This is a genomic window from Burkholderia sp. Ac-20344 (genome assembly GCF_017104975.1).
Classification (GTDB): Bacteria; Pseudomonadota; Gammaproteobacteria; order Burkholderiales; family Burkholderiaceae; genus Burkholderia.
The window spans coordinates 1-10,601 of the sequence record NZ_JAAGPP010000223.1 but is presented as its reverse complement, the minus strand read 5'-3'; the positions used below and the strand labels follow the sequence as shown (position 1 = coordinate 10,601).

8 protein-coding genes and 1 pseudogene are annotated in these 10,601 nt (G+C 67.2%); 7 read left to right on the top strand and 2 right to left on the bottom strand.

Features of this window, described 5'->3' with window-relative positions; translation table 11 throughout:
- From G3N64_RS36310 to polX, 4 genes are all read left to right on the top strand, one after another.
- Positions 1-1,039 (top strand): undecaprenyl-phosphate glucose phosphotransferase (locus G3N64_RS36310; RefSeq protein WP_205788453.1); only part of this gene is annotated, 1,039 nt, incomplete at its 5' end.
- Positions 1,040-1,324: 285 nt separating this feature from the next.
- A complete protein-coding gene (locus G3N64_RS36305; protein ID WP_241021391.1) occupies positions 1,325-2,365 on the top strand; it encodes a glycosyltransferase family 1 protein in 1,041 nt (346 codons plus the stop codon).
- 310 nt (positions 2,366-2,675) lie between these two features.
- Positions 2,676-3,068 (top strand): TraR/DksA family transcriptional regulator, encoded by a 393-nt coding sequence (locus G3N64_RS36300; protein ID WP_205788451.1) that lies wholly within the window; start codon positions 2,676-2,678, stop codon positions 3,066-3,068.
- A gap of 155 nt (positions 3,069-3,223) precedes the next feature.
- Positions 3,224-4,990, top strand: a complete 1,767-nt coding sequence (polX, locus tag G3N64_RS36295; RefSeq protein ID WP_205788450.1) for a DNA polymerase/3'-5' exonuclease PolX — start codon at positions 3,224-3,226, stop codon at positions 4,988-4,990.
- A gap of 34 nt (positions 4,991-5,024) precedes the next feature.
- On the opposite strand, the gene ald is transcribed toward polX, so the two are convergent.
- Positions 5,025-6,140 (bottom strand): alanine dehydrogenase, encoded by a 1,116-nt coding sequence (gene ald, locus G3N64_RS36290; protein ID WP_205788449.1) that lies wholly within the window; start codon positions 6,138-6,140, stop codon positions 5,025-5,027.
- 331 nt (positions 6,141-6,471) lie between these two features.
- Here ald and G3N64_RS36285 point away from each other — a divergent pair, with 331 nt between their 5' ends.
- Complete coding sequence (locus G3N64_RS36285; RefSeq protein ID WP_205788454.1) at positions 6,472-6,888, top strand: DUF3995 domain-containing protein; 417 nt, start codon at positions 6,472-6,474, stop codon at positions 6,886-6,888.
- A gap of 9 nt (positions 6,889-6,897) precedes the next feature.
- Here G3N64_RS36285 and G3N64_RS36280 read toward each other — a convergent pair.
- Positions 6,898-7,483: pseudogene (locus tag G3N64_RS36280) on the bottom strand (RNA 2'-phosphotransferase).
- Between the two features lie 600 nt (positions 7,484-8,083).
- Between G3N64_RS36280 and G3N64_RS36275 the strand changes: the two are divergent.
- The gene (locus G3N64_RS36275) at positions 8,084-8,821 is read left to right on the top strand and encodes a gluconate 2-dehydrogenase subunit 3 family protein (protein WP_205788448.1); all 738 of its coding nucleotides are present in this window, start codon (positions 8,084-8,086) and stop codon (positions 8,819-8,821) included.
- Positions 8,821-10,599, top strand: a complete 1,779-nt coding sequence (locus tag G3N64_RS36270; RefSeq protein ID WP_205788447.1) for a GMC family oxidoreductase — start codon at positions 8,821-8,823, stop codon at positions 10,597-10,599. Before G3N64_RS36275 ends, G3N64_RS36270 begins: the two co-directional genes overlap by 1 nt.
- Positions 10,600-10,601 lie beyond the last annotated feature (2 nt).

Genomic DNA, 10,601 nt, shown 5'->3' with positions numbered 1-10,601 from the left:
GCTCGGCCGTGCCGCGCTGCTGGCGCTCGCGCTGACGCGCGACGACCCGCGCGCGCGGCAGCGCAGAGTCGCGGTGGTCGGCGCAACGGCGTACGGGCGTGTCGCGGTCGAGCGGATGCAGCTCGCGCCGCAGGGTCCTTTCGTGGCGGCGTGCGTATTCGACGACGACGCACAGGCTGCCTCCGGCGGCATCGGCGGCGTGCCGGTGATCGACGACTGGAACGCGTTGCGCGACCTGATTCGCGGCGGCGAGATCGACGAGGTCTGGCTCACGCTGCCGATGTCGCACGAATGGCGGATCCAGCGCATCGTCCGCGAGTTGCGCGACGAGTTCGTGGAACTGCGGCTGTTGCCCGATGTGCGGCAGATGGCGGTGGTCGATCGCTCGGCCACCGACGTGCTCGGCATGCCGGCGATCAATCTCGCGACTACGCCGCGCTCGGCGCCGGAGCTGTGGGCGAAGTTCGCGTTCGACCGGCTGTTCGCGTTCGGCGTGTTGATTCCGATGCTGCCGCTGCTGTCGATGCTGGCGATCGCGGTCAAGCTTTCGTCGCCGGGGCCCGTGCTGTTCAGGCAGCGACGCAAGGGTGTCGACGGACGGGAGTTCGACATCCTGAAGTTCCGGACGATGCGCGTGCATCGCGTACAACCGGGTGTCATTCAGCAGGCATCGCGCAACGATTCACGTATCACGCGCGTCGGCGCGTTCCTGCGGCGCACGTCGCTCGACGAGCTTCCGCAGTTCTTCAACGTGCTGTTCGGGCAGATGTCGGTCGTCGGCCCGCGCCCGCATGCGATCGAACACGACGACTTCTACCGGCAACTGATCGACTGCTACATGTACCGCTACCGCGTGCGGCCCGGCATCACCGGATGGGCACAGGTGAACGGCTATCGAGGAGAGACGCGCAAGGTCGAGGCGATGGAAGCGCGCGTGAAGTTCGATCTGTTTTACATGCAGAACTGGAGCTTCTGGTTCGACATGAAGATCATCCTGTTGACGGTCGTGCGGGGATTCTTCGGGCGCAATGCATTCTGAGGATGACGAATCACCCGTGAGCCGGTGCGTTGTGCGATCGAACGTACCGACCGCAGCGCAGGCGACGGACACACTGACGGCACAGCAGCATCCCGCGTAACGGGGTGTCCGGCGGCGCAAAAGCGCGCCGCAGCCATCGGAATGGTCACGATCATGTCAACGTCGATTCGGGAGCGAAGCGCACCGGTACTGCAGGAAGCGCGCGCGGAGCGGGGCGTCGGCACAGCCGCGTATACCGCGCGGCTGTGCCGGCTCGCAATCAACGGGAAATTCACCGCGCAGCGCATGACGGGCGTTCAGCGCGTGGCATACGAGCTGACGGCCGAACTCGCGCGCATCGCGAGCGCCGACGATGCGCCGTCGCTCGTCGTGCCGTCCGATCACGATCTGGCGGCCATGCCGGCCGGCGCGCGGTCGCTGACGTCCGGGCGCCGGCACGGCGCGCTGTGGGAACAATGGACGCTGCCGCGCACCACGCGGGGCCGGACCTTGCTGAGCCTGTGCAACATTGGCCCGCTGGTCAAGCGCGATCAACTGCTGATGATTCACGACGCGGCGATTTTCGATCAGCCGGCCGGCTATTCGATGGCGTTCCGCCTCTGGTACCGCTTCGCGTTCTCGATCATGAAGCGGCGCGCGCGCCATATCGTGACGGTCTCGCATTTTTCGCGGGCGCGGCTGGCCGCGCGGCTTGGCGTGTCGCCTGCGCGCCTGTCGGTCGTGCCGGGTGCAGTCGATCATATCGACCGCATCGATGCCGATCCCGGCGTGCTGTCGCGCTTGAATCTCGAGACGGATCGCTACGTGCTGTTCGTCGGGTCGCTCGCGCCCGGCAAGAATCTCGTGCGCGCCCTGGCCGCGGTCGCGCTGATGCGCGAGTCTCACCCGACGTTGCGCTTCGTGATCGCGGGGGGCGCCAATGCGAAGGTCTTCGGCGCACGGGCGGGCGGCCTGCGCGAAGACGACCCGTACGTCACGTGGGCCGGTTACGTGAACGACGGCGAGCTGAAGGCGCTGTACGAGCATGCGGGCTGCTTCGTGTTTCCGTCGCTTTACGAAGGATTCGGGCTGCCTCCGCTCGAGGCGATGCGGTGTGGCTGCCCGGTCATCGTGTCGCACGAAGGGGCGCTTCCGGAAGTCTGCGGCGGTGCAGCGCTGTTCTGCGATGCGTACTCACCGCCGGATATCGCCGCGACGATCGCACGCGTGATGGACGATTCAGAACTGCGGGCCCAGCTGCGCACGCTGGGCCGCGAGCACGCGCAGCGGTTCAGCTGGCAGCGCTCGGCGCGCACGTTGCTCGACATCGTCCGCGCCGATGCCTGACGCGCGATGACGCAACGTTGCGTGCGGGTTGAGCGATCCCGACGGAGTCTGCGATAGCCACGTTCGACGACGTTGCGATTTCATGTCAGTCCCCAATTTCAGCAGACCTTCTGCGTGCGCCAGACGCCACGCTGATTCCAGTCAACACATGCGTGTCCAATGGGTTTATCCTGCGTCGAATGCGTCCGGTGCCTCGTGTATCCGGACGCACATCCGGTCGCGGTGGCAGCGGTGACGCCTGCCCGCCGCGCACCGGCGCGACACCGCGCGCCGCATGCGCCGCGCGGAACCCGGACCAGGAGAGACGGCCATGGCGCTCGACGAACAACAACGGCAGACGCTGAAGCAGCGGCTGAACGAGAGCGAGCAGACGTTGCGTGCGGACATCCGCACGAGCGAAGACCAGCGCGCGTCGGAATCCTACGCAGACCTCGCCGGCGCGTCGCCGGACGAGGGCGACGAGGCGAATGCGGATCTGTTCGTCGACGTCGATCATGCGTTGATCGGCATGAAGCTGACCGAGCTGCGCGCGATCGGCCGCGCCCAGCAGCGGATGCGCGACGGCAGCTACGGCGAATGCATCGACTGCGACGGTTCGGTCGGCTACGAGCGCCTGCTGGCACGCCCGGCCGCCGAACGCTGCACGCATTGCCAGTCGATCTACGAGCGGCACTACGCTACGACACCGCGCGCCTCCCTCTGACTCTGGCGTCGCGACCGTCACGGCGCTGCACGTCCGGCGAGGCCGGCGTACGATGATGAACGGGCGCCCGGCGGCGTCAGTATGCGGCGCCGGGCGGGCAGACGCCGTCGCGCACGCGCGCGGCGCCATCCACGTGGAAGGGAGCCACGCCGATCATGCCGATTCACAACGCCGGGTGTGCGGCCGTGTTCGCCGAGATTGCCGACATGCTCGAGATCCAGGGCGCCAATCCGTTCCGGGTGCGTGCCTATCGCAACGCAGCACGGACGATAGCCGACTACGGGCGCGATATCCCGACGATGATCGCGAACGGCGACGATCTCGGAAAGATTCCGTCGATCGGGCCCGATCTCGCGTCGAAGCTGCGCGAGATTGCCGCGACCGGCACCTGCGAACTGCAGCAAACGCTGCGCCATGCGCTGCCGGGCGCGATCGTCGAGCTGCTCGACGTGCCGGGGCTCGGCGCGAAACGCGTGAAGGCGCTGCATGAAGCACTGCACGTCGATTCGCTCGAGCAGCTTCGCGCGGAAGCGAAGAGCGGGCACGTGCGCGAGTTGCCGGGCTTCGGTGCGAAAACCGAAGCGCATCTGCTCGAAGCGATCGACGACCGGCTGAAGCGTGAACCCCAGCGTTTCCTGTTGCCGGATGCGGCGCACTTGCTGCTGCCGCTGCTGGAACGCCTGCGCGCGATCGCGGGCGTCGGCAAGGCCGTGCCGGCCGGCAGTTTCCGCCGCCGCCGCGAGACGGTCGGTGACCTCGACATCCTCGTGACCGCGCGCGATCCGGCGGCCGTCTTCGAAGCGTTCGTCGGCTACGGCGAGGTGGCGCGCGTGCTTGCGCACGGCAAGACGAAGTCGAGCGTCGTACTCGCCAGCGGATTGCAGGTCGACCTGCGCGTCGTCGATGCCGATGCGTTCGGCGCGGCGCTCGTCTACTTCACCGGATCGAAGGCACACAACATCGCATTGCGCAGGATCGCGCAGGCCGGCGGGCTGAAGATCAACGAGTACGGCGTGTTTCGCGGCGACGAACGGATTGCCGGCGCGACCGAGGCGTCGGTCTACGCTGCGATCGGGCTGCACGACGTGCCGCCCGAATTGCGCGAGGATCGCGGCGAGATCGACGCGGCGCGCGCGGGCACGCTGCCGGCGCTGGTCGAGCGCAAGCACGTCCACGGCGACCTGCACGCGCATACCGACGTATCGGCCGGCCGCGACAGCCTGCGCGCGATGGCCGATGCGGCACGCGCGCGCGGGTTCGCGTACCTCGCCATCACCGACCGGGCACCGCATGCCGGCAGCGGCCGCAACACCTTCGACTGGCTTGCCCGGCAGATCGACGAGATCGACCGCCTCAATGCGTCGTTCGACGATTGCGTGCTGCTCAAGGGCGTGGAGGCCGGCATTCGCGAGGACGGCAGTCTCGATGTGCCCGACGCGATGCTCGGCCGGCTCGATCTTGTGATCGGCGCGGTACGGGACGGCTTCGAGCTGTCGCGCGACGCACAGACCGCGCGCATGCTGCGCGCGATGGACCATCCGCATTTCACGATTCTCGCGCACCCGACGGGCCGCGTGCTCGGCGAGCGCGACGCATGCGAACTCGACGTGCCGCGTGTGATCGCGCACGCTGCGGCGCGCGGCTGCTTCGTCGAGCTCGATGCGCAGCCGCGGCGGCTCGACCTGCCGGACATCGGGTGCCGCGAGGCCGCGCAGGCCGGCGTGCCGGTGGCGATCGGCTCGGATGCGTGCAGCACGGACGAACTCGACAATCTCGCATACGGCGTCGATCAGGCGCGACGCGGCTGGCTCACGCGGCCCGACGTGCTGAACACGCGCACGCTTGCACAATTGCGGCCGTTGCTTGCACGCACGATGGGAGCGGCCGGCGCGTCGAAGCGCCGCGGCACGAAGGGCGCGTGAACGCGACCGGCGGCCGTGCTCGAGCGCGGTTACGTCATGCCAGCACGCCGGCTGCCGGCACATAGGGCAGGCCGAGCGCCAGCGCGACCGCTTCGTACGTGATGTGCCCGTCGCACACGTTCAGGCCCGCGCGCAGATGCGGATCGTCGGTCATCGCCTGCTTCCAGCCCTTGTCCGCCAGCGCGAGCGCATGCCCGAGCGTCGCGTTGTTCAGCGCGAAGGTCGACGTGCGCGCGACTGCGCCGGGCATGTTCGCGACGCAGTAGTGCACGACGCCGTCGACGACGAAGGTCGGGTCCGCGTGCGTCGTCGCATGCGAGGTTTCGAAGCATCCGCCCTGGTCGATCGCGACGTCGACGACGACCGCCCCCGTGCGCATCGTCGCGATCATGTCGCGCGTGACGAGCCGCGGCGCCGATGCGCCCGGCACGAGCACGGCGCCGATCACGACGTCGGCATCGCGCACGGCTTCGTCGATCGTGTGCGCGTTCGAGCAAACGGTCGCGATCCGGTTGGCGAAGACGAGGTCGAGCTGGCGCAGCCGGTTCACGTTGGTGTCGAGCACGGTGACGCGTGCGCCGAGGCCGACCGCCATCTGCAGCGCGCCGGTGCCCACCACACCCGCACCGAGCACGACGACATGCGCGGCCGGCACGCCGGGCACACCGGCCATCAGCAGGCCACGCCCGCCGCGCGGGCTTTCGAGGTGGGTCGCCGCGACCTGGATCGACATGCGCCCGGCCACTTCGCTCATCGGCGCGAGCAGCGGCAGGCCGCCGCCGGGGCCCGTCACGGTTTCGTAGGCGATGCAGACGGCGCCGGACTTCACGAGCGCGGCCGCCTGTTCGGGATCGGGGGCGAGATGCAGGTACGTGTAGAGGATCTGCCCGCGCCGCAACATCGCGCATTCCTCCGGTTGCGGCTCCTTGACCTTGATGATCATGTCGGCGCGCGCGAAGACTTCGTCGGCGCCGTCGCAGAGCGATGCGCCCGCGGCCGTGTAGTCGTCGTCGAGCAGGCCGATCGCCGTACCCGCGCCGCGCTGCACCAGCACGCGATGGCCGTGCCGCGTCAGTTCGTGTGCGCCGGCCGGCGTGAGGCCGACACGGTATTCGTGGTTCTTGATCTCTTTCGGCACGCCGATCAGCATGAGTCGCCTCCATGGCCTTCGTTATCGTTGTCGTGCAGGTGCGCAATGCGGCGAACGATGCACGTGCGGCCGATCGCGCGGGGGCGTATCGACGGCAGTACTGGAATAACAGGGTAGTAGTGCGCGGAGGGAAGTCAAGCGGCCGGCCCGCGTGCCCCCGTGGGCACACTGCATCGCAACATGCGTTGCGGCGGGTTGCGACCGGACGTCGCAATGCGCGGGTTGCCGGGTTTCGGTATCGTCACGTGTGTCGCGGGCCGGGGCCGCGTGCCGGATCTTTGCCGGCAACACATCGACATAACGAGACAACGAGACGAGGGCATTGACCGACATGACCGGAGCGTATTTCAGCGTGCCGACGCTTTGCGCAATCGCGCTCATTCACGTTTACTGGGCGTTGGGCGGGCGGCGGGGCAAGCGCGCGGCCATTCCGGAGCAGGACGGCGAGCCGCTGCTGCGGCCGACCGCCATCGGCACGCTTGCCATCGCGGCGGCATTGCTGGGCGGCGCGTGCGCGGTTGCCGCGCGTGCCGGCTGGCTGGGGCCGAACACGTATCCCGGCGCGATCTCGTTCGCGGTCGTTGCGTTCGCACTGATCTTCGCGGTGCGGGCAGTCGGCGATTTCCGTTACGTCGGCTTCTTCAAGCGGATTCGCGGGTCGCGTTTCGCACGGATGGACACGCTGTATTACTCGCCGCTTTGCGCGGCGCTGGCGCTGTCCATCGCGTCGATGTTCTGGCCGTGGTGAACGTGCGTCTCAGCGCACGGGCCCGTCCATCTCTATAAGGTATTCCGCCGGCACGGTGTCGGTCAGCCATACGCCGTTTTCGGCGACGAAGAACGTATGGCCTTGCCGATGCATGCGCTGTGCATCGACTTCGAGAATCACGGGCACGCCGTAGCGCGAGCCGACGGCCAGCGCCGTCCGGATGTCCGGCGACAGATGCACGTGATGACGGGCGCCGGGTTTCAGCCCTTGCGCCCGAATCGAATCCAGGAAACGCGTCGCGGTGCCGTGATGGAGACGCTCGGGCGGCTGCGCAACCGGATAGCGGCGCTGCACGACGGGCGTCGAATGGCCTTGTACCGCACGGATGCGACGGCCGTCGTCGGAAAGGGCGAAGCGCTGCTTGTCGTTGGTCGCGCAGACGGTCTTGAGCGTTGCGCGATCGAGCGGGTGCCCGTGGCGGGCGGCGCCGGCGATCAGGTCGCCGATGTCGGCCCAGCCTTCCGGGTCGAGTGGCAGCCCGATCCGTCTGCGGCGCGTGGCGCAACAGATAGCTGAGGTATCGGCTGATGCGGGTCGCGTCGGGCGCCGGCAGTTCGTTCTTCTGTGTACTCATGAGACGCGGAGGCTACCAGCCTGCCAGGCAAACCGGCCCCCTCGGGTGCGCTGCGTGGCTGGAAAGAGACAGTCTTCGGCGCAGCTCGCCCCACAACAATCCTCTCCCTGACATTCGCATCAGCCGATCGTCACGCGATCCTTGCGCGTTCCGGCTTCCGGATTTTTCAATTGTTGCGATTTTCGATGTATTGAATTGCATTGACGCCCCTTTTGATGGAACCGGTTCCATATATAATTCGCGGCACTTGTCGCCGGACCCGAAAGAGGGTCGTGCACGTCGCGCTTGCTGCCGGCAAACGCGACGTCTAAGTTGATTGAGGGTCATGAGCGATGAGGGGCAGATGCGGGTAGATGCCTGCATTTGTCAGACGATAAGGCTCGCAAAGAAGCCAATCCGCGCAGCGCAGCCTGAACCGGCGCAATGCGCGGCTGCATGAAGCGCTGCCGCGCATTGCGCGGGCGGCGCCTGCAGCGAGGTTGTTCGCAACAGACGAAAGAACAGGACGGCCAGCCGGGAGCGGCATGGCTGCCATGCCGGACATGCCGCATGCGGAGTGCGCGCGTCCGGGCCCCGATCCCCAACGATCAACATCCGACCATGTCCACGCCACCTGACAAACCCAACTCGCGCCGCCGTTTCCTGCGCACGTCGGTCGCGCTCGTGCCGATCGCGTCGGTCGCCGGCTGCGACCTGCGCTCGTCGTCGACTTCCGCGACGGCAGGCAACGCGCCCGGTGCATCGGCCAACGCCGACCGCGCCCCGTACAAGCCGACCTTCTTCGATGCGAAGGAGTGGGCATTCGTCCAGGCCGCCGTCGACCGGCTGATTCCGGCCGACGCCGAAGGCCCCGGCGCGCTCGAATCGGGCGTGCCCGAATTCATCGACCGCCAGATGGAGACGCCGTATGCGCACGGCGCCACCTGGTACATGCAGGGGCCGTTCCAGCAGGGCGTGCCCGAACTCGGCTACCAGCTGAAGCTGGTGCCGCGCGACATCTACCGGCTCGGCATCGCGGCGGTCAACCGCTATTGCGAGAAGACCCACGGCAAGGCGTTCGCAGATCTCGACGCGCCGACGCGCGACACCGTGCTCGGCGCGCTGGAGAAGGGCGGCGCGCAGATCGACGAGGTGCCGCCCGGCGTGTTCTTCGGTCAACTGCTGCAGAACACGCGCGAAGGCTACTTCTGCGATCCGGTGCATGGCGGCAATCACGACATGGCCGCGTGGAAGATGATCGGCTTTCCGGGCGCGCGCGCGGACTTCATGGATTTCGTCAACCAGAACGGCAAGCCTTATCCGTACGGCCCCGTCTCGATCAACGGGGAGCGCAGCTGATGGCCGCAGAGAAAAAACCGCATGTCGATGCGGTGATCGTCGGCTTCGGCTGGACCGGCGCGATTCTCGCGAAGGAACTGACCGAAGCGGGCCTGAACGTCGTCGCGCTTGAGCGCGGCGAGTATCGCGACACCTATCCGGACGGCGCGTATCCGAACACGATCGACGAGCTGACCTACAACGTCCGCAAGAAGCTGTTCCTCGACCTGTCGAAGACGACCGTGTCGATCCGCCACGGCCTGCAGGACACCGCGCTGCCGTACCGGCAGCTCGCCGCGTTCCTGCCGGGTGAAGGCGTGGGCGGCGCGGGGCTGCACTGGTCGGGCGTGCATTTCCGGATCACGCCGGAAGAGCTGCGCCTGCGCAGCCACTATGAAGAGCGTTACGGCAAGAAGTTCATCCCGGAAGGGATGACGATCCAGGACACGGGCGTGACCTACGACGAACTCGAGCCGCATTTCGACTTCGCCGAGAAAGTGTTCGGCACGTCGGGGCAGGCGTACAAGGTCGGCGGCAAGGTGGTCGGCGACGGCAACGTGTTCGAAGCGAACCGCAGCGACAACTTCCCGCTGCCCGCGCAGCTCAACACCTATTCGGCGCAGCGCTTCTTCGACGCGGCCAAGTCGCTCGGCCTGCATCCGTACCGGCTGCCGTCGGCGAACACGTCGGGCCCGTACACGAACCCGTACGGCGTGCAGATGGGGCCGTGCAACTTCTGCGGGTACTGCAGCGGCTACGCGTGCTACATGTATTCGAAGGCGTCGCCGAACCTGAACATCCTGCCCGCGCTGAAGCAGGCACCGAATTTCGAGCTGCGCTCGAAGTGCCACGTGCTGCGCGTGGACCTCGACGATACGAAGAAGCGCGCGACGGGCGTGACCTACGTCGACCCGGCCGGGCGCGAAGTGCACCAGCCGGCCGATCTCGTGATCGTGGCCGCGTTCCAGTACCACAACGTGCACCTGCTGCTGCTGTCGGGCATCGGCAAGCCGTACGACCCGATCTCGGGTGAAGGCGTCGTGGGCCGCAATTTCGCGTACCAGAACCTGTCGACGATCAAGGCGTTTTTCGACAAGGACACCTACACGAACCCGTTCATCGGTGCGGGCGGCAACGGCGTCGCGGTGGACGATTTCAACGCGGACAACTTCGACCACGGCCCGCTCGGCTTCGTCGGCGGCTCGCCGCTGTGGGTGAACCAAGCCGGCGCGAAGCCGATCAGCGGCATCGCGACGCCGCCCGGGACGCCGCAGTGGGGTTCGGCGTGGAAGAAGGCGGTCAAGGACAACTACGCGCACACGATCTCGATGGACGCGCACGGCACCAACATGTCGTACCGCGACGTGTATCTCGACCTCGATCCGACCTATCGCGATTCGTACGGCCAGCCGCTGTTGCGGATGACCTTCGACTGGAAGGACAACGACATCAAGATGGCGCAGTACGTGACCGGGCAGATGAAGAAGATCGCGGAAGCGATGGGGCCGAAGGCGATCGGCGTGTCGACGCGCGAGTTCGGCAAGCACTTCGATTCGCGTGCGTACCAGACGACCCACCTCGTCGGCGGCGCAATCATGGGCACCGACCCGAAGACGAGCGTGCTGAACCGCTACCTGCAGTGCTGGGACGTGCACAACGTGTTCGTGATGGGCGCCTCGGCGCTGCCGCAGGGCATCGGCTACAACCCGACCGGGATCATCGTGGCGCTGGCCTACTGGTCGGCACGTGCGATCCGCGAGCAATACCTGAAAAATCCCGCCCCGCTGGTGACCGCATGAAA

What these genes read in the sequence shown, in the direction of transcription:
- G3N64_RS36305 (WP_241021391.1), top strand. Translation starts at nt 1,325, where the DNA reads ATGACGGGCGTTCAGCGCGTGGCATACGAGCTGACGGCCGAACTCGCG.
- G3N64_RS36300 (WP_205788451.1), top strand. Translation starts at nt 2,676, where the DNA reads ATGGCGCTCGACGAACAACAACGGCAGACGCTGAAGCAGCGGCTGAAC.
- polX (WP_205788450.1), top strand. Translation starts at nt 3,224, where the DNA reads ATGCCGATTCACAACGCCGGGTGTGCGGCCGTGTTCGCCGAGATTGCC.
- ald (WP_205788449.1), bottom strand. Translation starts at nt 6,140, where the DNA reads ATGCTGATCGGCGTGCCGAAAGAGATCAAGAACCACGAATACCGTGTC.
- G3N64_RS36285 (WP_205788454.1), top strand. Translation starts at nt 6,472, where the DNA reads ATGACCGGAGCGTATTTCAGCGTGCCGACGCTTTGCGCAATCGCGCTC.
- G3N64_RS36275 (WP_205788448.1), top strand. Translation starts at nt 8,084, where the DNA reads ATGTCCACGCCACCTGACAAACCCAACTCGCGCCGCCGTTTCCTGCGC.
- G3N64_RS36270 (WP_205788447.1), top strand. Translation starts at nt 8,821, where the DNA reads ATGGCCGCAGAGAAAAAACCGCATGTCGATGCGGTGATCGTCGGCTTC.